The 22,459-nt window shown below is 54.8% G+C and carries 20 protein-coding genes; 4 read left to right on the forward strand and 16 right to left on the reverse strand.

Annotation, left to right across the window (positions count from 1 at the left end; genetic code table 11):
- The first annotated feature begins 258 nt into the window (after window positions 1-258).
- Window positions 259-702, forward strand: coding sequence for a peptidoglycan-binding protein LysM (lysM, locus tag JJB97_RS00595; protein WP_238711837.1), 444 nt, complete (start codon window positions 259-261; stop codon window positions 700-702).
- 196 nt (window positions 703-898) lie between these two features.
- On the opposite strand, the gene dsbB is transcribed toward lysM, so the two are convergent.
- Window positions 899-1,432, reverse strand: coding sequence for a disulfide bond formation protein DsbB (dsbB, locus tag JJB97_RS00600; protein ID WP_238711839.1), 534 nt, complete (start codon window positions 1,430-1,432; stop codon window positions 899-901).
- 264 nt (window positions 1,433-1,696) lie between these two features.
- Here dsbB and fadR point away from each other — a divergent pair, with 264 nt between their 5' ends.
- Window positions 1,697-2,416, forward strand: coding sequence for a fatty acid metabolism transcriptional regulator FadR (gene fadR / locus JJB97_RS00605; protein WP_238711840.1), 720 nt, complete (start codon window positions 1,697-1,699; stop codon window positions 2,414-2,416).
- Window positions 2,417-2,561: 145 nt separating this feature from the next.
- Here the strand turns inward: fadR and JJB97_RS00610 are convergent, their stop codons facing one another.
- Window positions 2,562-4,100, reverse strand: a complete 1,539-nt coding sequence (locus tag JJB97_RS00610) for a SpoVR family protein (RefSeq protein ID WP_238711842.1) — start codon at window positions 4,098-4,100, stop codon at window positions 2,562-2,564.
- Window positions 4,101-4,305: 205 nt separating this feature from the next.
- Here JJB97_RS00610 and JJB97_RS00615 point away from each other — a divergent pair, with 205 nt between their 5' ends.
- Window positions 4,306-5,709, forward strand: a complete 1,404-nt coding sequence (locus JJB97_RS00615) for a D-amino acid dehydrogenase (RefSeq protein WP_399197852.1) — start codon at window positions 4,306-4,308, stop codon at window positions 5,707-5,709.
- A 322-nt stretch (window positions 5,710-6,031) separates the two neighbouring features.
- Here JJB97_RS00615 and JJB97_RS00620 read toward each other — a convergent pair whose 3' ends face one another.
- Together JJB97_RS00620 and ldcA are read right to left on the reverse strand one after the other, a co-directional pair.
- Window positions 6,032-7,771 (reverse strand): potassium/proton antiporter, encoded by a 1,740-nt coding sequence (locus JJB97_RS00620; protein WP_238711935.1) that lies wholly within the window; start codon window positions 7,769-7,771, stop codon window positions 6,032-6,034.
- An 84-nt stretch (window positions 7,772-7,855) separates the two neighbouring features.
- Window positions 7,856-8,770 (reverse strand): muramoyltetrapeptide carboxypeptidase, encoded by a 915-nt coding sequence (gene ldcA / locus JJB97_RS00625; RefSeq protein ID WP_238711844.1) that lies wholly within the window; start codon window positions 8,768-8,770, stop codon window positions 7,856-7,858.
- Between the two features lie 97 nt (window positions 8,771-8,867).
- Here ldcA and emtA point away from each other — a divergent pair, with 97 nt between their 5' ends.
- Window positions 8,868-9,482: a membrane-bound lytic murein transglycosylase EmtA gene (gene emtA / locus JJB97_RS00630; protein WP_238711845.1), complete on the forward strand. Its 615-nt coding sequence runs from the start codon at window positions 8,868-8,870 to the stop codon at window positions 9,480-9,482.
- A gap of 43 nt (window positions 9,483-9,525) precedes the next feature.
- On the opposite strand, the gene treA is transcribed toward emtA, so the two are convergent.
- The 12 genes from treA to JJB97_RS00690 all read right to left on the reverse strand — a co-directional run bounded on the left by treA (window position 9,526) and on the right by JJB97_RS00690 (window position 22,409).
- Window positions 9,526-11,343: an alpha,alpha-trehalase TreA gene (gene treA, locus JJB97_RS00635; RefSeq protein WP_238711846.1), complete on the reverse strand. Its 1,818-nt coding sequence runs from the start codon at window positions 11,341-11,343 to the stop codon at window positions 9,526-9,528.
- Window positions 11,344-11,813: 470 nt separating this feature from the next.
- Complete coding sequence (gene nanQ, locus JJB97_RS00640; RefSeq protein WP_238711847.1) at window positions 11,814-12,281, reverse strand: N-acetylneuraminate anomerase; 468 nt, start codon at window positions 12,279-12,281, stop codon at window positions 11,814-11,816.
- Window positions 12,275-13,153 (reverse strand): N-acetylmannosamine kinase, encoded by an 879-nt coding sequence (nanK, locus tag JJB97_RS00645; protein WP_238711849.1) that lies wholly within the window; start codon window positions 13,151-13,153, stop codon window positions 12,275-12,277. The genes nanQ and nanK overlap by 7 nt, the downstream gene beginning before the upstream one ends.
- Window positions 13,150-13,839, reverse strand: a complete 690-nt coding sequence (locus JJB97_RS00650) for an N-acetylmannosamine-6-phosphate 2-epimerase (RefSeq protein ID WP_238711851.1) — start codon at window positions 13,837-13,839, stop codon at window positions 13,150-13,152. Before JJB97_RS00650 ends, nanK begins: the two co-directional genes overlap by 4 nt.
- A gap of 10 nt (window positions 13,840-13,849) precedes the next feature.
- Window positions 13,850-15,364, reverse strand: coding sequence for an MFS transporter (locus JJB97_RS00655; RefSeq protein ID WP_238711853.1), 1,515 nt, complete (start codon window positions 15,362-15,364; stop codon window positions 13,850-13,852).
- 128 nt (window positions 15,365-15,492) lie between these two features.
- On the reverse strand, window positions 15,493-16,386 hold the full coding sequence (nanA, locus tag JJB97_RS00660) for an N-acetylneuraminate lyase (RefSeq protein WP_238711855.1): 894 nt from the start codon (window positions 16,384-16,386) through the stop codon (window positions 15,493-15,495).
- Window positions 16,387-16,520: 134 nt separating this feature from the next.
- Entirely contained in the window at window positions 16,521-17,303 is a 783-nt protein-coding gene (nanR, locus tag JJB97_RS00665) for a transcriptional regulator NanR (protein ID WP_238711856.1), read from the reverse strand.
- A complete protein-coding gene (locus tag JJB97_RS00670; protein ID WP_238711857.1) occupies window positions 17,290-17,547 on the reverse strand; it encodes a hypothetical protein in 258 nt (85 codons plus the stop codon). Before JJB97_RS00670 ends, nanR begins: the two co-directional genes overlap by 14 nt.
- A 55-nt stretch (window positions 17,548-17,602) precedes the next feature.
- Complete coding sequence (locus JJB97_RS00675; RefSeq protein WP_238711859.1) at window positions 17,603-19,108, reverse strand: sugar porter family MFS transporter; 1,506 nt, start codon at window positions 19,106-19,108, stop codon at window positions 17,603-17,605.
- A gap of 431 nt (window positions 19,109-19,539) precedes the next feature.
- Complete coding sequence (iolE, locus tag JJB97_RS00680; RefSeq protein WP_238711860.1) at window positions 19,540-20,439, reverse strand: myo-inosose-2 dehydratase; 900 nt, start codon at window positions 20,437-20,439, stop codon at window positions 19,540-19,542.
- 33 nt (window positions 20,440-20,472) lie between these two features.
- A complete protein-coding gene (locus tag JJB97_RS00685) occupies window positions 20,473-21,357 on the reverse strand; it encodes a sugar phosphate isomerase/epimerase family protein (protein WP_238711861.1) in 885 nt (294 codons plus the stop codon).
- A gap of 38 nt (window positions 21,358-21,395) precedes the next feature.
- Window positions 21,396-22,409, reverse strand: coding sequence for a Gfo/Idh/MocA family protein (locus JJB97_RS00690; RefSeq protein WP_238711863.1), 1,014 nt, complete (start codon window positions 22,407-22,409; stop codon window positions 21,396-21,398).
- Window positions 22,410-22,459: the final 50 nt, after the last annotated feature.

The raw sequence follows: 22,459 nt of genomic DNA on the forward strand, positions 1-22,459 counted from the left end.
TTATTTATCCTGTTTTCAGTATTAACGGACAACAGAATTACCTCTAACCCGGATTGTGACAATTTTTTGCTAACAGGATACGCATTTCATTTAAGTGGTCAGCGTTTATACAGGCCTGTAAATAAAAAACGTTAAGGGGCTGTATAATAATCCGATAATTAATTATAAATTTAGCGCTTCGCTTTACTTTTCACGAAAAGTTGTCACACTTTTACCTGGGGGCGGGGTATCTGCCCGGACCATGATTAAGGAGATGAGATGGGACTGTTTAATTTTGTAAAAGAAGCTGGCGAAAAGCTTTGGGACAGCGTAACCGGCAACGGTGATTCTGCCCGTAAAGGTAAAATCGAAGAGCATTTGAAAAAAGCCGGCATTCCGGGCGCGGACAAAGTGGACGTAAAAGTCGAAGGCGATAAAGTTATCGTTAGCGGCGACGGCCTGAGCCAGGAAGAGAAAGAAAAAATCCTGGTCGCGGCAGGCAATGTTGAAGGGATTAAAGACGTAGAAGATCAGGTCAGCGTGGCTGCCGGTGAAACGCAAAGCAAGTTCTATACCGTGAAAAAAGGCGATACGCTGAGCGCGATTGCAAAAGAAGTCTATGGCAACGCCAGTCTCTATAACAAAATATTTGAAGCTAACAAGCCTATGCTGTCTCACCCGGATAAAATTTACCCCGGACAGGTGCTGCGTATACCTCAGTAAGCGCGGCGTTGTAAGGGCCGCTATACGCAGGCCCTTCAGCTTGAGGAGAAAGGGGACAAAACGTGATGCAGTCTTCTTTTTAGACCTTGCCCGATAAACAATGTCAGTATTTTTCTAACGCCTGAGGCCGACGATGTTCGGCCTCAGGCGCGTTAACAGGCATCAGGGCCTTCATGCGCAGGCCCTTATTATGCGCTTAGCGGTAAAACAGCTCGCCGCGGCGCTTAGGTTTAAAGAATTGCGCCAGTAAAACCAGTAGCGCAACCACAAGGTAAGCGGCAAAGATAACGACCAGCCACTGCGGCATCTCCAGCCCTAAAAATTCCCACTGACGCACGGAGCAGTCGCCGGTTGCGACAAACATCTGCGGCAGCCACTTATCCAGCGGCAACCAACCTGGAAAACGCGCAGCAAAATCACAGGTCTGAAAAGGTGAAGGGTGAAGCTGCATTTGCGTGTGTTTCCAGGCCAGCTCGATGCCGCGCCAGGCGCTGTATATCCAGACCGCCAGCGCAGCAAGACGCAACGGCGATTTTGGCGCAATTGCCCCCAGTAAACCCGCCCCCATAACACCTAAAAGCGCGCAGCGCTCGTAAATGCATAACACACACGGCTGGAGTTTCATTACGTGCTGGAACCAGAGCGCTACCAGCTCCAGAGCAAAAGCAGTCAACGCCAGCAGTAGCCATGCGCTGCGGCCGTGTGAGGACCGGTTAAGTGATCGCAACATAAAAATCTTCCCTGCAAGATTAGAGTCAGGCGCAGTGTAAACCACTTTGCCCATGCAGCCACTAGCCTAGCGCGTAATAGGTTGTAAAGCAGCCCTTTTACGGCAAATTTCTGTCAGTTGCCTGGCAGGAATGCGCTTTTGGGCCGTCCTGCGTATAAATTTATATCGGCGATTGTTTTTTGTCGTATGGCTGCGCTATCTGCCCCGTACGTCATCTGGTATGATCAGTAGATTGCTACCCATCTGAGTAATGGAAAACCGACTATGGTGATTAAGGCGCAAAGCCCGGCTGGCTTCGCGGAAGAGTACATTATTGAAAGCATCTGGAACAACCGTTTTCCTCCGGGTTCTATTCTCCCTGCCGAACGCGAGCTTTCCGAGCTTATCGGCGTGACCCGCACCACGCTGCGCGAGGTATTGCAGCGGCTTGCCCGCGATGGCTGGTTAACTATTCAGCATGGGAAACCGACCCGGGTAAACAACTTCTGGGAAACGTCCGGGCTGAATATTCTGGAGACGCTGGCGCGTCTTGATCATGACAGCGTGCCGCAGTTAATTGATAACTTGCTGTCGGTACGTACCAATATCTCGGCGATCTTTATTCGCACCGCGCTGCGTCAGCACCCTGAGGCGTCGCAAAAGGTGCTGGAGATCGCAAATGAGGTAGAAGATCACGCAGACGCTTTCGCCGAACTGGATTACGGTATTTTTCGCGGGCTGGCGTTTGCCTCGGGCAATCCCATTTATGGCCTTATTCTTAACGGCATGAAAGGGTTGTATACCCGTATCGGGCGCCACTATTTCTCAAGCCCTGAAGCGCGAAGCCTGGCGCTTGGTTTTTATCATAAGCTTATGAAGCTAAGCCAGGACGGGCTTTATGATCAGGTGTTTGACGTAGTGCGTCGCTACGGGCGCGACAGCGGTGAGATCTGGCATCGTATGCAAAAAACGATGCCAGGCGATTTGGCTATTCAGTCGCGATAAATTCCGCCGGCTTGCCGGCAAAACCGGTTCGGGCGTATTTGCGATAAATTATTCGCAAATACGCCTGGAAAGCAACGCGATGGATTTTGGTTGATAGCCACAGCGATGGGCAAAACGCCGTATTGCCCTTTTTTATCCGCGCCTGTTAGCTTGCCGCATTCGCGCGTGGCGGACAGCGTTCGAGCAGCTCAATGCTGCCGTCGCTGTTTTGTTGTTCAAGCAATACGTCAAACCCCCATAGCCGATGCACATGCCTGAGCACTTCGCGACACCCTTTATCCAGTGGCGCGCGATTATGCGGAATATAGCGCAGCGTCAGCGCGCGGTCGCCGCGTAGATTTACGTTCCATACCTGAATATTAGGTTCCAGGTTGCTCAGGTTATACTGGGCGGAAAGCTGATTGCGAATCTCACGATAGCCTTCTTCATTATGGATAGCGGCAATCTCAAGGTAGTTATTACGGTCATCGTCCAGCACCGCGAACAGCCGGAAGTCGCGTATCAGTTTAGGCGACAGAAACTGGCTGATGAAACTTTCGTCCTTGAAATCACGCATCGCGAAGTGAAGCGTCTCCAGCCAGTCTTTACCGGCTATATTCGCAAACCAGTGGCGATCTTCCTGCGTTGGCGTCTGGCAAATGCGTTTAATATCCTGGAACATCGCAAAACCGAGCGCATATGGGTTGATGCCATTGTACCAGGGGCTGTTATAGGGGGGCTGGTATACCACATTCGTATGGCTGTGCAGGAATTCCAGCATAAAGCGCTCGCTGACCTTACCTTCGTCATACAGATGATTAAGTATTGTGTAGTGCCAGAAGGTCGCCCAGCCTTCGTTCATCACCTGGGTCTGTTTTTGTGGATAGAAATACTGACTCACCTTGCGTACGATGCGTACAATTTCACGCTGCCACGGTTCCAGCAGCGGCGCGTTCTTTTCCAGAAAATAGAGCAGATTTTCCTGAGGCTCGACGGGATAGCGGCGGCTGGTTTCCACCGCCCGCTCTGCTTCGCGATGGGGAAGCGTACGCCAGAGCAGATTAACCTGGCTTTGTAGATACTCTTCGCGGCTTTTCTGCCGCGCTTTCTCCTCCTGCAATGAAATTTTTTGCGGACGTTTGTAGCGATCTACGCCATAGTTCATCAGCGCGTGGCAGGAATCCAGCAGCTTTTCAACTTCGTCCATACCGTAGCGCTCTTCGCAGTCGGTAATATAGTTGCGGGCAAAGATCAGGTAATCGATGATAGAGCCAGCATCGGTCCAACTGCGAAACAGATAATTATTTTTGAAAAAGGAGTTATGGCCGTAGCAGGCATGGGCCATGACCAGCGCCTGCATGGTAATCGTATTTTCTTCCATCAAATAAGCGATGCACGGATTGGAGTTAATCACAATTTCATATGCCAGCCCTTGCTGGCCGTGTTTATACATCTGCTCGGTTTCAATGAATTTTTTGCCAAATGACCAGTGGGGATAGTTAATAGGCATCCCGATACTGGAGTAAGCGTCAATCATCTGCTCAGAGGTGATGACCTCTATCTGATGCGGATAGGTATCGAGCCGGTAAAATTTTGCCACCCGATCAATTTCGCCAAGATAGTCCTCAAGTAGTCCGAACGTCCAGTCCGGTCCGTCGCTCAGACGTTGTGACGTCTGCAGAGTGGTGTCCTTAACAGTAGCCATCAGCGCGCCCTCGTTGTTGAGACTCTCTCTGAATGGAAAGCCTACTCTCAAGCATAGAACAAGCGCCGGAATTCTGGCGTACAGGGGCGTTTTTTCTACTGTATTGCTAAGCGTGTTAGCACAAAACATGGCGTAAGGAGGCGTAGGGGGAAGTAACACTTGCTTCAGAAAACAGGAAAACGGATTTTCTGATGAATCCGACGTAATGTGCAAGCCGTCACTCTGGCTGCAACCGGTGTTGAATAATATTTTCATCTGGGTTATCAGTTTGTGCTTGAAATGTTGTGCTTTACGCTCATCAGAGGTGGTTATGCGAATCGTGATACTGGGAAGTGGCGTTGTGGGAGTCACCAGCGCCTGGTATTTATGTCAGGCAGGGCATGAGGTGACGGTTATCGATCGTAATCCAGGTCCGGCACAGGAGACGAGCGCGGGTAACGCCGGGCAAATCTCGCCGGGTTACGCTACCCCCTGGGCGGCCCCGGGCATTCCGCTCAAGGCTATCAAGTGGCTGTTTCAGCGCCATGCGCCGCTGGCCATTCGTCTGGATGGAAGCTGTTTCCAGCTTAAATGGATGTGGCAGATGCTGCGTAATTGCGATGCCCGACACTATGCCGTGAACAAAGAGCGTATGGTGCGCCTGTCTGAATACAGTCGCGATTGTCTGCGCGCGCTGCGGGCAGAAACCGGTATCCATTACGAGGAACGCCAGGGCGGCACGCTGCAGCTTTTTCGCAGCCAGGCGCAGTTTGATAATGCCGCACGCGATATTGCGGTACTCAGAGAGGCGGGCGTGCCTTACGCCTTACTGACATCTTCTCAACTGGCGCAGGTCGAACCGGCGCTGGCGAGTGTGGCGCATAAGCTGACCGGCGGCCTGCGCTTACCGAATGACGAAACCGGCGATTGCCAGCTTTTTACCCAGCGGCTGGCTAAGATGGCGCAGCAGGCAGGCGTCGTGTTCCGCTACAGCGCCTGCGTTGAGCGTCTGTTAGCCGAAGGCGATCGAATCAGCGGCGTGCGCTGCGGCAACGACACTGTAACTGCCGACGGCTACGTGATGGCGTTTGGCGCTTATTCCACGGCGCTGCTCAAAGGGCTGGTGACGATTCCGGTTTATCCGCTTAAGGGGTATTCGCTCACCATACCGATTAATGAAGCGGACGGCGCGCCGGTTTCTACGGTGCTTGACGAAACTTATAAAATTGCCATTACCCGTTTCGATCATCGTATTCGCGTGGGGGGAATGGCGGAGATTGTTGGCTTCAATACTGCGCTGGCGAAAGCGCGACGTGAAACGCTGGAGTGGGTGGTGCGCGATCTCTATCCGCGCGGTGGGCATATTGAGCAGGCAACATTCTGGGCAGGCCTGCGTCCTATGACGCCTGACGGTACGCCAATCGTTGGTCGCACGCCGTATCGTAACCTGTGGCTCAATACCGGGCATGGCACGCTTGGCTGGACAATGGCCTGCGGCTCCGGGCGGTTGTTGAGCGATATTATTTCCGGGCGTACCCCCGCCATTGCCTTTGAGGATCTGGCCGTAGCGCGCTATAACCCGGGTTTTACGCCACGCCGGGCGTCGCGTCTGCATGGCGCTCATGGTTGATAAGGCGCCCTGGCGATTTGTCTCGCCTGTGCCGGACAGTTTTTTGTGCTTCGCGGCCTGCGACATACCGTTATTTAGCCTGCGCCTGAGGTGACAGTGTAACTTGACGGCGGGGCAGTCTGGTGCCGCTGCGCGCGGTATTGTTTGGCGCTGTTAGCGCAGCCATGCGGCTGCGTTGGCGTGGCGGCGCAGGAGAAAGTCGCCAAAGGCTGCCCTGAACGGTTTTTTCATTAAAATTTTCAAAATCAAGCCATTGATTTTGTTTTGATTTCAGTAAATCAGGCAACGCGCGTTATTATGCCCACTTTATCATCAGGCTGGATTAGCCTTTTTGCGCGCTTGCCTGCGTTACTACCCGCACCCCAATTTTACGTATCCGGTTATCTTCTTTTTCCGCCACGGTCCACACCATACCGGCGTATTCCACCCGGTCGCCGACCACCGGCGCGCCGCCAAGGTGTTGTTGCACCATTTCGCCAAGCGTTTGTTCACGGTCTACGTCGCTGTCCATCGCCAGACCATACAGGGCGGCAACATCGCTAAAGGGCGTGTTTGCTTCAAGAATAAAATCACCAAAAAAGCGCTGATCGAGTGAAACGGGCGGCGTCTGGCTAAATAGTTTGCCGAGCGCAGGCAGGTCGCGCTCGCGACCAATCACGCACAATACGTCGCCTTCGTGCAGCCGCATGTTTCCGGTAGGGTGTAGCAGACGGTTATCGCGAAACAGCGCGGCGATGCGCGTCTCTTTTGGCATATGCAGCTCGCGTAGCGCGGCGCCCACACACCACTTATCGGCGCTCAGTTGATAGACGAACTGTTCCCACGGGTTGTCCGGATGAATATCCAGCCCAACGCGCGATACCGGCCAGCCGGTAAGCGGCACCACGACTCTGGCCCGCCTGGATGCCCAGTCAAGCGTTGTGCCCTGAAACAACAGCGAGACCAGCACGACAAAAAACGCGACATTAAAAAACAGCCGCGCATGCTCCAGCCCCGCCATCATCGGGAAAACGGCGAGAATAATGGGGACTGCGCCGCGCAGCCCTACCCAACTGATAAAGAGCCGTTCGCGAAGAGTAAAGCTGCGAAATGCCAGCAGCCCGACGAAGACCGACAGCGGGCGCGCAAAGAAAATCATCCACAGAGAGAGGATCAGCGCAGGCGCGGCTATTGACAGCAGATCGGTGGGGGTGACCAGCAGGCCCAGTACGAGGAACATGCCGATTTGCGCCATCCACGCCAGCCCGTCAAAAGTTTGTAGAATGCCGTAGCGGTTGCGGATAGGGCGATTGCCGAGCAGGAAACCGCACAGGTAGACTGCCAGTATGCCGCTGCCGTCAAGGGCGGTAGTAACGGCAAAAACGACAATGCCGCCGCTTAGCGCCAGCAGTGGATAAAGCCCCTGCGGAAGCGTAATGCGGTTAATGGTTTGCTGAAGTAAAAAACCACCCAACCCGCCAAGCGCGACCCCAAGCCCAAACTGGCGCAGCAGATCCAGCATAAAAAGCCAGCTTAGCCCGGTTTCGTGGCGCTGAATCATCTCAATAAGCGTAATGGTCAGAAATACCGCCATAGGATCGTTGCTGCCGGATTCAATCTCCAGCGTGGAGCCTACGCGCTCATTAAGCCCTTTATCGCCAAGCAGAGAAAATACGGCCGCAGCGTCGGTGGAGCCGACAATTGCGCCTACCAGCAGGCCATCCATCACGTTGAGATTAAACAGCCATGCGGCGGCCATGCCGGTGAGCCCGGAGGTAATAAGAACGCCGACCGTAGCCAGCGACAGCGCCGGTCCAAGCGCGACCCGAAACGAGCTGGCCCTGGTGCGCATGCCGCCGTCAAGCAGAATTACGGCCAGCGCCAGGTTGCTGATGAGGTAGGCAAACGGGTAGTTGTCAAACGGAATGCCGCCGGGGCCGTCAATGCCCGCCAGCATGCCAATAGCGAGAAAAATAACCAGGATAGGAATGCCAAGACGCGAAGATAACGTACTTAATAAAATACTGAAGGTGACCAGCACCGAGCCTACTATAAACAGATTAAATATCGTCCCGGCATCCAAAGTAATATTTCTCCCGATGATTGATACGCGTCTGGATTGAGTATCGGACATCTGAGCGGCGCTGGCGCTGTCTGGCGCGTTTTTTTATACCAGCGTCGGATGTCCGCTGAGCGTAAGGTGGGCGTAGGCGCCGTCATAAATCAATTCGCCTTGCGCCCCCAGCGGCAGTGTTACGGTAGCCGGTTCATGGCCGAAAGCCAGCCCGGCGATAACCGGTATTGCTATGCGGCGACGCACTGCCGCTATCACCTGCGCGAGTTCGTAGCCATTATCGTAATCATTTGGCTTTGCGGCGCTGAAGCTGCCCAGCACAAGCGCGCTCTGGCGCGCCAGTACACCGGCGTGATAAAGCTGAAGCAGCATACGCTCTACCCGATACGGATGCTCGTTAATATCTTCGACTACAAGAATGCCGTTGTCTGTCTGCGGCATCCACGGTGTGGCGAGCAGGGCGGTCAGCATCGCCAGGTTGCCGCCCCAGACCATGCCGCGGGCGCTGAATGGCTGTGGCGCGCTGCTGGCCCAGCGCAGGGTGAAGCGAGGCTGGCGCAGCGCCTGCCAGAAGTGGTCAATAGTGAATTCACTCAGCGTCCCGGCGCCGAAGTTTCCCGCCAGCATCGGGCCGCTGAAGGTTATCACGCCCTCGCGCGCCAGCAGCGCCAGTTGAAAAGCCGTGAAATCGCTGTGGCCGCAAATCAGCAGCGGGCAGCGGCGCTGGCGTTCGCCAATGGCGGCGTAATCAATATTTTCCAGCAATCGGCTTACGCCATAACCACCGCGTACCGCCAGCACAATAGCCTGTTCTTCAGGTAGTTCCGCCAACTGATTGAGATCTGCAAGGCGTTCGGCGTCGCTGCCCGCAAAGCGCTGCCAGCGGCGCGGGATAACTTGCGTATTCTCCACACGATGCCCGCCTGCGCGCAGATGAGCTACGCCTCGCTCGGCTGCCTGTTGTTGAAGGCAATAGCCTGAGGGCGCTATCAGGTGAAAAGTCGCCATTGCAATTCCTTGCTGATTTAATTTATGAATTCGTTATGATGCCGTCTGGCGCTGCGGTTGTCATCTGCGATCGCTCATCAACTTAAAGGGCAGGGCTGTGAAGTTAAAAGGGGTTATTATCCTGTGTCTGGTGCTTGTAGGGTGTTCAGGGAAGACGCCAAAAAATCAGCATACGCCGTGGGAGGCCCGGCGTCCCGTATCCGGCGCGCAAATCTGGATGCCGATTACTGAGCAGGCGGGAGAGGCCTGGGGCGTCAGCCCGCAATTATTAACGGCCATAATTGCCGTGGAGTCTGGCGGTAATCCGACGCTGGTAAGCAAATCTAACGCTATCGGACTGATGCAGATTAAGGCATCCACCGCTGGGCGCGAAGTCTGGCGTTACCTTGGGCGTAGCGGTCAGCCGACTTCGCGCGAGCTTAAGGACCCGGCACGTAATATCGATATCGGCGCAGCGTATCTGAGCATTCTTGAGCGAGGTATTTTGCGCGGTATTGATAATACGCAAACTCTGCAATACGCGCTGATTGTTGCCTATGTTAACGGCGCTGGCGCGCTGTTGCGCATGTTTTCTTCCGATCGTAATGAGGCGATTGAGCAAATTAACCGCCTCTCGCCGGCGCAATTCTGGCAGTACGTGATGGATAACCATCCCTCTGCACAGGCGCCGCGTTACCTGTGGAAAGTCAGGCAGGCGCTGGAGGCGACGTGATGACTTCAGGCCTGCAACTGGCAGGCCCGGTCAGCGCGCCGCGCTACGGTGTGGTCGCCGGGTTTTGCACAGCGCCTGAGATATTTTCCATTGTCGCATCCTGGCTGGCGCTGCTCGCGGGTCGTCGTGCGGGTTGCGCGCTTCTTACGGACTGCGGCGTGGCGCTTTGTGGATTGCGCATAGCCTGGCTGGCTGCGGGCGTTCGGCCAGGGCGCTCCTGCGGTACGTTGTCGCAGGCTGTTTCTTCGCCGCACAGCAAATCCAGCATTTTTAGCGTTACGCCGTTAGTCCAGCCGAAGCCGTCCTGCAATGGATATTCGCCGCCGCCGCCCGTGCCGGTTGAGCTGACATCATACTTCTCCACCAGCCTTTGCTCGCGGTTGTAGGTGTGCTGGACGTTGGTCAGGAAACGCCAGATCACTTCCATTGCCAGCCCTCGCTGGCCGTAATGCTGTAGTCCGACGACGGTGACCCACTGAAGCGGCGCCCAGCCGTTGGGGGCATCCCACTGCTGGCCGGAGTTTACGCAGGTGGCGGCGATACCGCCGGGTTTGAGCAACAGTTTGCGCACCGCCGCAGCGGTTTTAGCCGCGCGTTCTTCAGATGCCAGCTTTACGTACAGCGGAAACATTGCCGCGGCTGTGAGCGGGGCACGCACCGCCTGAGTTTTTATATCATAATCGGCGTACCAGCCGCTTTTACTGTTCCAGAGGTGGGTTTCTATCGCCTTCCGGCGCCGGTCGGCCAGTTCGTCATAGCGCTGCGCGTCGCTGATATCGCCTGTTTCGCGGCTGGCATACGCCAGCGTTTTTTCCAGTTGATACAGCAAAGCGTTGAGATCGACAGGTACAATTTGCGTGGTGCGCAGCGTGCCGAGGTTTTGCGGATCATCCATCCAGCGTGAACTGAAATCCCAGCCGGACGCCGCCGCCGCGCGTAAATCGCGATATACCTCGGCGGCGGGGCGATTCGGGGTATTTTGGGCGGTTGTGATATCGTCAAGCCAGGACTCCGGGCGCGGTACGTCGCGCTCGTCCCAGTAGCGGTTAAGCAGCGTGCCGTCGGGCAGCTTCGCCACGCAGGCATGGGCTTCTCCCGCTTTCAGCGTTTCGCTGCCCGCCATCCAGTATGTGTACTCTTTTTTTAATTGCGGCAGATATTTTTTTAAAGCGTCGGGGTTGTGACTTGCCAGCAACGCCACCATCAGGGCGAAAAACGGCGGCTGGGAGCGGCTAAGGTAATAGCTGCGATTGCCATTTGGAATATGGCCCCAGCGGTCAATTTCATAAGCAAAGTTGTCGACCATATCCTGGACTTGGTTCCAGCGCTGGCTTTCGGCCAGGCCAAGCATAGTGAAATAACTGTCCCAGTAATACACTTCACGAAAGCGTCCCCCGGGTACGATGTAGGATTTGGGCAGAGAAAGGAGAGAATCCCACAGGCCTGGTCGCCCGGTCGAACGGGTAAGCGCCGGCCACAGGCCGTTAATATGCGCACGCAGGGTTTGCCCCTTTGGCGGCACGTAGTTTTCTTTTGCGCCGGTGTTTGGCAGGTTGAAATTCAGTGACACAAAATGGCGCAAATCAAAACCAGACTGACCGCGCTGCATGCGGTAATCAGCCAGAATTTTCATTGGATCGCTTTTGGCCACCGCATCGGCAAAGGTTTTCTGGTCGGGATAGAGTTTTGCGCGTTGCACGGCGTCAAATAATGGGCCAAGCAGCACGTCTGGCGGTTGCGGCGCGGCGCCGTATGTGGGCGCGTTGGCCGCCAGCGCGGGTGAGAGGATGAATAATCCGCTTAATGCCAACCGGGCGGTAAAAATAAGCGCAGGGGCACGGCGTAAACGGGGGCTGAACATTGACGATTCTCCTTAACAAAATACGCGATAGTGAAGGGTTGCAATCAACGCTATGAAAACCTTAGTCGAGTTCACCGCCAGCCAGGGGAGCGGGGGAAAATTCTGTGACGTCGGGCATAGGTCGTTCTGCGCCGCCGGGGTGGCAATACCGGCGGCAGCGCTTCGGCTTCCTGCTCCGTTAAATTCGCGCGTGCGCGTCAGGTTAACCGGGAAACGGTTTTAGAAAGATCTCTGGCAAAGCGGATAAACAGTTCCAGACGGGTTTTTATCCTCGTGCGGGTTTTCTTAAGTCCGGCTGATGCGCGCCCGATGTCTGGAAAATATGCCCCCAGGAGTCCTGCGGGCATACTTGTTGAGGGCTTAATGCGTAAGGGAGGTATCTGCTTTATGCGGTAAAACAAATATTGAGCGTATCATTGTTCAGCGGCGCGGGCTTACCTGAACGTATTGTTTCGACTATCGCTGGTTTTTTACGGCCTCAATAAATCGATATGCACCTTAACCACCGCTTTCTTAATTATCTGCGGCGATACCGCAATACACCCCGGCTTATGCGGTTCGCCTGGCGTAAATACTGCGAACATTCCCGGCGTTAGCGTTAAAACCTGCTCATTTTCAATGGCGCTGCAAAGCTGATAATCCTCTTCGGGGCGGCTTTTTTCACACTGGCGCGCAGAAGCGGCTATACCGAACAAAATGCGCTCTTCGCCGCTGAGTAAAAGCTGGATATCAATATACTGCGCATGCACTTCCGCTTTTTTACTTTCCGCAGGCTGCGTGGCGAACACCATAATATTCATAAAGATGTCGTCACCGCGCAGTTCGAAGCGCCCGGGCGGCTTATTCTCAGGGCGGCAGCTTAACGCCAGCGTTAATGCTTCGACCAGAACGGGGTGTAGCCCGGCACGGGCCAGCGTCTGAATATCCCCTGTTACCATAATTCCTCCCGCCGGGCCAGCAACGCGGCCCCCAGTAAGCCGGCGTTATGCCGGTAATAGGCCGGTTGCAAAGCGACCTGATACGCCGCCGGTTCCCGGGCAAGGCAGGTTTTTACCCGCGCCAGATAGCCTTCTGCCAACCCGACGCTGCCGCCGATGACCACACACTGACAATCAGACATTGCTTTTACGTCAGCGATTAAACCAGCCAGCGCTTGCGCCGAACGCTGGATGAGCCGGGCCGCTTGCTCATTGTCCTGCCTGGCGTGAGTAAAGATCGTTTTCGTATCGCACCCGGCGAGGTCGCCCTGCGCCGCGGCCGAAATCCCGCGTCCGGAGGCGATAGCTTCCACACAGCCGCGACGGCCGCATCCGCACACGGGCCCGTTCGGGTCGGCCAGCGTATGGCCAAAGTGCCCGGCAAGGCCGCCGCTTCCCGTGACAAGCCGGCCTGCGCTTACTATGCCGCCGCCTACGCCGGTAGAGACGGTCAGAAAGACCATATCGCGATAAGCGCCGCGCAGGGCATAATATTCCGCCCATGCCGCAGCCTGTGCGTCGTTAACCGCAAGCGCAGGCAGACCGGTTATTGTTTCCAGCGCCTTTACCAGCGGGAAATGCGCTAATCCGCCAAGATTATGTGGGTTAATTGCCAGCAGCGTGCCGTTACGGATAATCCCGGTAGAGGCAATCGCCACGCGCTGCGCCTGAGCAAACAGCGGCGCAACCAACGCCTGCAACGCCGCATGCAGCGCATCTGGCGTTTTGCTGGCGGGAGTTGGCCTTTCACGGTGTTGAAAAAGATTGAGGGCGTCATCCACCAGCGCGGCAGCCAGTTTGGTCCCGCCAATATCAATAGCCAGCGTAATCATAATGCCACCTGTTTTAACGCTGTGTTATACCACTGGCAGATATGCTCCAGGCGGGTGATGGCGGAGCCGACCGTGACGGCCCAGGCGCCGTGGCGCATCGCATTGGCTGCCTGCGCAGGGGTATTGTAGCGCCCCTCGGCGATCACCCGACAACCGGCGTCGCTTAACGCTTTAACCAGCGCTAAATCCGGTTCTTCTGGCGTTATCTGTGTGGTGTAGCCAGAAAGCGTGGTGCCGATAATCTCTGCGCCCAACCGCTGGCACATTATGCCGTCTTCATAGGTTGAACAGTCGGCCATCGCCAGCAACGCGTGATGGTGAATTCGCGCTAACAGCGCCGCTACTGTAACCGGACGAACACGCTCGGTGCCATCAACGGCAATAATATCGGCCCCGCCTTGCGCCAGCGCATTAACATCATCAAGCAATGGCGTAATACGCACCTGTGAAGCGTCAAGGTCGCGTTTAAGGATACCGATAATTGGGATGGAGACTACGGCGCGTGTTGTGCGTAAATTCGCTATGCCTTCGATACGCAGCGCCACCGCTCCTGCCTGCTGCGCGGCCAGGGCCATTGCGGCGACAATCTCAGGTTTATCCAGCGGGCTTTTTGGCACCGGCTGGCAGGAGACAATCAGGCCGCCCGTTTCTGCAATTTTTTTATCCAGTTGTTCCAGTAAAGACATCGTCACATCCTCAGGGAATCGCCCGGCGCTTGCCGGTTTTCGTGGGTTTTACTAACCGGGTTGCGCCGTTGCGAAATGGCGTCGCGCCACTGAATGGCTTACCGTCGATGGCATCGTGGGTGCGCATTGCCTGCGGGCGGATCCAGCGCTGGACGCGCGTCGGCATATCGAGGCCGATCAGAATAATCACCACAAAAGTCAGGCTAAAAGAAAGCGTGCCCAGCGCAGTACCTAAATCCAGGCGCTGGGCTATTAACGCGCCGAGGACTGGCGCCAGCGCGCCGCCTAATGCGCCGACGTTGTAAGTGAAGCCCAGCCCTGCTGCGCGCTGATCCGTATCGAAATAACCGCCGATAAGTTTTGGTAAAATCCCTGAAATGCCTTGCCCCAGCATCTGTTGAAAGAAGAGCAACAGGCCCAGCACCCAGACGTTTGCCCCGCCAATCATAAACACAGGAACGATCAGCAACTGTGAGGCCAGCAGACTCCAGACATAGGCTTTACGGGTACCCAGCCAGTCGCCGAGAAAACCGCCAACGCAGCAGCCCACCGCTGCGCCGAAGCCGCTGAAGAACAGCACGCTGGCAACGGTATGCGGGCCGTAGGCCAGTTCAGTTTTCAGATAGGTAGGCAGCAGCGCCTGGATAGGCCAGGAGTAGAGAAAGGCGAAGAGTACTACCACCATCAGCATGACGCCGGTTGGCCAGCGTTTAGCGCTGGTTTGTACCATAAAGCTGATAAAGATAAAGGCGCAAGCCAGCCCCAGCAGCGCCACCAGCCCGGCAATACGCGCCTGGGCGGCAAAGCAATACCATAGCGATGCGCCCGCGGCAAAGGTCATGATGATATTCATCACCCGGTACTGACCGCGATAAAGTATATCGACCATTGTACGCACCGGCGCTTTGCCTTCATGCTTCTCTTGCCAGTCTTCCGCCTCCGGAATATTTTTACGCAGCCAGAGAGCAAAGATAATCGGGACAATGCCGATGAAAAAGAGCGCGCGCCAGCCCCATACGGGCACGACAAGACTATAGACCTGCGCGGCGACCACTGCGCCGACGGAGAAGCCGGAAATCAGAAAGCCGCTGGCTTTGTTGCGCAATTTTTTCGGCCAGCTTTCAATAACATAAGTGGCGCTGGATCCGTATTCTCCTGCCATGCCCATGCCAATAACCAGACGGGCGATAAACAAAGAGGTGTAGCCGGGCGCAAAACCGCAGGCGAGCGTCCCTGTTGAAAAAAGGATAATGCTGGCGACCATCGCCAGGCGGCGGCCGTAGCGGTCGGCCATTGCGCCGAGCATCAGGCCGCCAAACCAGCGAGAGATAAACGCAGCGGAGATAAGGCTTGCCGCCTGCACCGTGTTTAAACCGAACTCACCCTGTATTTCAGTAAGCACCAGGGCGATTAAGACAAAATCAAAACCATCAAGCAAATACCCCAGCCAGGCAGCGGAAAATGCCCGCCACTGCGCCCGGTTGAGATGGCGGTACCACGGGATATTCTGGGTTGGTTTACTCATAGTGAGCTCCCGCAGTGGGCCGTGCCCACGCGCTTTGATAGAAGTGGTCATCGTTGTTGCCGGATAGCCGCCAGGCCTGCCTGTGCGTCAGGCGCGGCAGGCCTGGCGTTAGCGCCATCGGGCGAGAATTAGCCGCGCTGGCGCAATAGCCGCTGCGCCAGCGTTTTCAACTCCGGCAGAAATTTTTCGTCCACCGGCGCGAACGGTTTACGGCACAGCGGCCCGCAGATCACGCCCATGTAGTGAAGAACGGTTTTCAGGCCGCGGAACACGCCGACTCTGATTAACAGGTCGATAACCGTGTTACATTCACGCTGCAACTGTTGCGCCTTCGCGACATCTCCCGCTTTCAGGGCCTGCGCGATCTCTTTGTAGCGCCAGCCCATAATGTTGTAGGTACTGCCGATCCCGCCATCTGCGCCTGCCAGCAGGCCGGAGGCGAAAATCTCATCGTATCCGTTGTACAGCACCAGGTCAGGATGCGCCCGGCGAATCTGTTCCATCTGATAAAGATCGCCCGAGGTTTGTTTTAGCGCCGCGACGCCGGGCAGCGTGACCAGTGTGTTTATCTGATCCAGCGTTAGTTTTACGCCGCTCAATGCAGGAATGTTATAAACCACCATAGGCAATCCATCCGCTGAATCGATAATGGCGCGATAGTGCTCGCAATGTTCTTCAAAGCTGAACGGATAGTAAAACGGCGTTAGCGCAGAGACTGCGTTAAAGCCGTAGCGTTTTGCCGCCGCCGCCAGATGTTGGCTTTCCGCCGTGCTGACGCAACCGACGTGCGCAATCAGCGTTATTTTTCCTTGCGCTTCTTCAGCCACAATTTCAAGCACCGCTTCGCGCTCGGCCAGATTCTGAACAAAGGCTTCCCCGGTAGAGCCGCCGACGTATATCCCGTCAACGCCTTGTTCAATATTGAAGCGCACCAGTTTACGCAGGCTTGCCGGGTCAATTTTCTGCTGTGCGTCGAAAGGGGTGAGAAGCGCGGGCATCACGCCACGTAAATTATCAGCCATACCTACCTCATCGTGCGGTTTAATTGGAATAACTATGTACCTTTATACCTGTTATACCAGATTGTTTTTAAAGCGCCCTCATGCAGAAAGCTTATTGTGCGATCGGCTTCACTAAACCGATCGCGATATGTGGATTACTTAGGGGATTTTTGCGCTTTGCCTAAGGCATGCCAGGTGGCGGAAACGCTATTAAGGTGGGTTTGTAGCGCGCGGTCGGCCTCGTCCGGGTCGCGGGCGCGGATGGCGTCAACAATGGCGATATGTTCCTGATAGCTGACGTTATTATGATGATAAAGCGCGTGTTCTGAGACTTTCGGGCGTGCGGCGATTAACCAGTCAAGCAGTGCGACGTGGATAGCCATAAAGATTGGATTGCCGGGGATCTCCGCCAGCACGCGATGAAAATCGACGTCTGAGCGAATAAATTGCGCGTTGTTATCCAGAGACTGGCGGTTTATCTCCAGCGCTTTGCCCAGCAACGCTACCTGTTCATCGGTAGCATGTTCGGCGGCATAGCGTACCAGGCTTGATTCAAAAAAGAGACGTAGCTGTTCGAAGTGGGCAATACCATCGGGATGAGAGAGGAAGTCCTTCGCCATCCCGGAAAGTTCGCTGATGATGGTGTCCGCCGACGGGCGTGAGACGCGCGCGCGCTCGCCGTTGTTGATTTGTACCAGACCCTTACGTTTCAATGCGGCCAGCGCTTCACGCACTGACGGGCGGCCAACATTAAAAAATGCCATCAGCTCACGCTCAGACGGAAGTTGCCCTCTCTCGCCAAACTCGCGACGGCGAATCATCTGCTCCAGCTCTTCTTCCACTATCTCTGACAGCTTTTTGCGCGCCAGCGGGCGGCGACCCAAACTGTTGCCAATGGTTTGTCGGGGATTATCTGACGAGTGGTTAAAAGCGCTCATGAAGTACCGTTTGAACTGGAAGAAAGAGGAAAAATTCTCGCTTTTTCATCATATCACAAAATGCGTGGTTGAAATGAACGCAGGTGGAGAAGGGGAAGGCAATAATGGCCGCCCTGCAATAAAAGCTGCCATGTGACAGCTCAGATTGTTGACAAAGAAGGAAAAACCCCCGTTTTTTCCTTCTTTGGGGTAAGCAGGTGAAAATCAATGCATTGATTTCCCCTGGTTTTTTATTGAGTTTCATCTCTCCTGTCTGCGACAGGATGGGGTTTGTCAGCCGTCTCAAGCCTGGTCGTCTGTTATAGCCTCGCTTTGTTAATTTCGTTGCCGTAGGCCTTGCGTTTTTGGGCGCGATGCGGCCCCTCAGGGCTGTTATTCAGCCAGTCATGCAGATAGTGCTCTATCTGTTCAAGGCTGCGATGGCGCGTCTCAGGCACGCATTTGATTACGAAAGTCGCCCCTGCCAGCCCGACTGCGGCAAAAATGAAGAAAGTGCCGGAGAGTCCTACCCATGCAAGCAGGATCGGGAAGAAAAACGAGATAAGAAAGTTGGCTATCCACATGGCGAACACCGCGCCCCCCATGAAAATACCACGCAGGCGGGTAGGGAAAATCTCCGAGAGCAGCAACCAGGTTACAGGCGACAACGCGCCCTGCTGGAAGCAGAGAAACATCAACATTCCTGCCAGTACCATATATCCCCGCAGGGGGTCCGGCTGACCATTGATGGTTTCCGGCAGTATATAACTGATGACGCCAATGAATACCAGGCAGGCCGTACAGCCGAACTGGCCAAGCATTGTCATCGTGCGGCGACCAATTTTGCCCAACATCCAAATTCCGACAAAGGTCATCAGTACCGAAACCGCCCCGTTGGCGACAGTGGCGAACAGCGCGCTGTTGTCAGACATGCCAACGGCAGTCAGTACCGTCGGCGCGTAATACATAATGGTGTTGACGCCAGTCATCTGCTGGATAACCGCAATGCCGATGCCAATCAGGAAAAGCTTAAACAGCCACGGCGTGAGGAGCTCGTGCAGGCGCGGCGCGCCCTGGGATCGCTGCTCTTGCAGTGTCTCTTCAATTTCCATTAACTCCCAGTCGACATCCTCCGGACGACGGGTACGCTCCAGCACCTGGCGCGCTTGAGCAAGGCGGCCCTTCATGGCGTACCAGCGCGGGCTATCTGGCATAAACATCATACCGAACCACAGCAGCACGGCAGGCAGCGTCGCCACTGCCAGCATCCAGCGCCAGGTTGACTCGCCCCCCCAAAGTTCATGAAACGTGGCATTGGAGATGTAGGCCAGTAATTGTCCCGTCACAATCATGAGTTCCTGCAGGGTGACTAACTGGCCGCGTTTATGGGCAGGCGCGATTTCAGCGATGTAGACCGGAACCGTGGCTGCCGCGCCGCCGACTGCTACGCCAAGCACCAGACGAAAGAAAATCATCCACGCTACGTCAGGCGCCATCGACGTGCCTGCCGCGCCGATAGCAAAAATGACCGCGAGATAAATGATGATTTTCTTTCGTCCCGCAGCGTTTGCCATATGCCCGGACAGCAACGCGCCGAAGGCCGCGCCAAAAAGCAGAGAGCTGGTAATAAGACCGGTCGTCAGCGGAGTGAGATGCAGTTCGTTACCCATAAACAGCAGCGCGCCGGAAATGACGCCCGTGTCGTAACCAAAAAGCAGCCCGCCGAGTGTGGCAATCAGCGCAATCACTTTAACAAACGGCGATGTCGGCGCATTGCTGTTTGGCCCTGATGCTCTGTTAAGGGTGAGATATTGTTCTTTAGTCATAAAAGACTCCAGTAACTTGCCGTTCAGGGAAAAGAGGCGGCGCTCTACAGCAGCGCCGGGCTCTGATGGTGTTATATTCACCTTGTTTAATTTAGATCGAAAATTTCATTTAAATAAATAATGGAATTTAAGTTTTGGGTGCTGTGTCAGATTTTGTTATTTTTTTGTGATAATAATCACCTGGAAGCGATGAGCATATTCTTGCCGACGGAATCCCGGAAGAAGTTATTAAATTAATTCATTGAATTTTAAAATAATTTAATGGTGTCGTGGCGTGGGTGAAAAACAGACAGGGTAAGCGTTTGAAATATTTCCATTATCAAATCAAAAGATAATGAAAAATTATTTTCATTTTACGCTGGGTGATATGCAGTGGGCCGGGCGCAAAGGCAGACGATGCGTTTGCATCGTCTGCCTGCTTCGGTGAGGGATCAGATCCCGGCGGTTTCCCGTAAATAACGACGTGCTTTAACCGCATATTCGAAAGGGTTGGCAAGCGCAGGGTCTTGCTCAGCCTCAACCACCATCCAGCCACGGTACCCGGCGTTGTCCAGCAACTTAAAAACGGGATTAAAATCGATAGCCCCATCCCCGGGTACGGTAAATGTCCCTTGCCTGACGCCCGCCAGGAAAGAAAGCCCCTCACGTTTGACCCTGGCAATCACCTGCGGGCGAACATCCTTCAGATGAACGTGATTTACGCGCTGGATATGCTTTTCCAGAATGGCCAGCATCGATGCTTCGCTCCCTTCGCAATACCACGCATGACCGGTATCGAACAACAGAAATACGCAATCATCCACCAGTGACATAAACTTATCGATTTCCGCAGCAGTCTGGATGCCGGTGCCCATATGATGATGCAAACAGACCTGCATCCCTTTTTCAGCGGCGAGATATCCCAGCGTGTTATAACCTTCGGCCACGCGCGCCCACGCTTCCTCGCTAAAACAGGGCTTATCTGGCCCCATAACCGGCAGGGCTGTGCACTGTATGCTGCCGCTCTGTTCTGAACAGCCGATGACCTTTGCGCCCATCGCGTGCAGGAAATTCATATGGTTGACAAAGCTGTCTAAGGTTTTTTCCCGCTCTCCCGCTGCAAAAAAGGTGCTGAACCAGGCATTGCAAATTTCGATACCGCGGATTGCCAGCATCGGTTTGAGAATTTCAGGTTCACGGGGATATTTGCTGCCGACTTCGCTGCCGGTGAAACCCGCCAGCGCCATCTCGCTGATGGTTTGCTGAAAAGTATTTTCGCTGCCAAGTTCCGGCATATCATCGTTGGTCCAGCCAATCGGTGCGATGGCCAGCCTGACATGTTGCTTATTCATAACACGCCTCTGTAGTCAAAAAGGGGCTTCGGCTCAGTAGTCGAGCAGTTCGCGTTCAATTCGTTCACGGGTTTCCACCGCCTGATACTGCATCTTCTCCGGATAGCCAAACAGCGATGCGGCCACGATAGGTTCGCCGCCCACCTTAAATGTCTGGCGGGCGAAGTTCATCTTGCGAAGAGTGCTGAACAGCGCAGGGAAGTCCACGTCGCCTTCGCCCACCCCAACGTGTTGATGAATGGCGGCATCCACTCCAGGCGGATTAACAATGTAGCGACAATGCCTGGTGTGATTCATTGTGTCGGCGATGAGCACATGCGAAAGTTCGTCGCCTGCATAACGCAGCATGTTTTCTACTTCGCCTTTGCCTTTGTCATAGAAAAAGGTATGCGGAACGCTATAAACGTATTTAACATTGTCGCTGCGAAACGACTTAACGATATCGACGGTTTCGTTGTTCTCCTCGCAGAAATCCCAGGGGTGCGCCTGGATCTCCACGCGGATCCCCTCGCGCTCAAAAACCGGCAGCAGATCTTCCATAGAGCGGTAGAACATCTCTTCACAAATCTCTGGCTGGTTTGGATCGCCTGAAAGTTCGGTATTGATGACCTGTACGTCCATTTCCAGCATAATTTCGATGAGCCGCCTCCAGTTTTTCACGGCTGCCTGGCGACGCAGTTCATCCGGGCCAGACCAGCGATAAACACAAATAAACGAGGAAATCTCAGTGCCGGTTTCGCGCAGCGCTTTTTTATACTCCGCTATCACTTCGCGGCCCGCTTTCGGATGTTTATAGAAAGGGTTAATTTGCGGATGCGGCGACTGTTCGATGTACTTATAACCCCAGTCAGCGACCTGGTGGACCATGCGGGTAATGCCGAGATCCTTGATAACATCGACGTCAAAAGCGATTTTCATGGTAAATCTCCTTTGGATTCATGCGCGCGAAGCCGCGCTTAGCGCAGGTAAAAAGCTGGACGTTCCGGCATATTGATGGGTTCCTGCGCGCCGCTCTCCTGCGCCTTAAGGCAGGCATCCGCCGCTACTGACGCGGCATAGCCGTCCCATGCCGACGGGCCGCGCAGCTCGCCTGCCTGTACATCGCGAATAAAGGCCTGAAGCTCTACGTCGTAGGCTTTAATAAAGCGATCTTTCCAGTCCGTCAGGATGGTCGTGGAGAGTTTCGCGGTTTGACGCGTCTGCACGGACGAGGGCTCTGGCAGGCGCGCAATCCCCTCTTCGCCGACCACTTCGCACTGAATGTCATAGCCATAGCGGCAGTTAACGAAGATCTCAACGTCAATAAGGATGCCTTTACGGGTTTCCAGCATCACAATTTGCGGATCTTTAAGCTGTGCATGGGTGTGCGATGTGGCGCGCGGGAAGCGAACCTGTACGGAACGATAATCATCGTTGAGCAGCCAGCGCAGCACATCCAGCTCGTGGATAAGCGTGCTGGTGATTGCCATATCGGTCGTGTAATTGTCCCCAACTTCCGGATTGCGGTGCGCGCAGTGCAGCATTAACGGGGAGCCAATTTCACCGCTGTCGATAACGCTTTTCAGCGCCTGATAGCCTTCATCGTATGGACGCATAAAGCCAACCTGTACCAGACGGCGACCCGCTTTCATCTCTGCGTCTACCACGCGGCGACAGCCTTCGGCGGTCATCGCCAGCGGTTTTTCGCAAAATACGGGTTTACCCGCCTCGATAGCCGCCAGGGCAAAGGCTTCATGAGTCGGATCCCAGGAAGTAATAATCAGCGCGTCGACATCGGGGGCGTTAATCACATCCTGACCGTTGGCATAAACTTCAGCTTGTAGTCCAGATGCGTTGACTGCCGCCCGGGCATTATCCAGATTGATATCGGACACGGCGACAACGCTCGCGCCCTGCAAGACTTGGGTGCAGCGACGGATATGTTCTTTGCCGATAGCGCCTGCGCCAATCACGCCTAATTTAAGCGACATAGTAATAATCTCCGGAATATCAGGGTTGAGGTAAAATGTGTTGGCATCGC

Source organism: Tenebrionibacter intestinalis, from assembly GCF_016632365.1.
Taxonomy (GTDB): domain Bacteria; phylum Pseudomonadota; class Gammaproteobacteria; order Enterobacterales; family Enterobacteriaceae; genus Tenebrionibacter; species Tenebrionibacter intestinalis.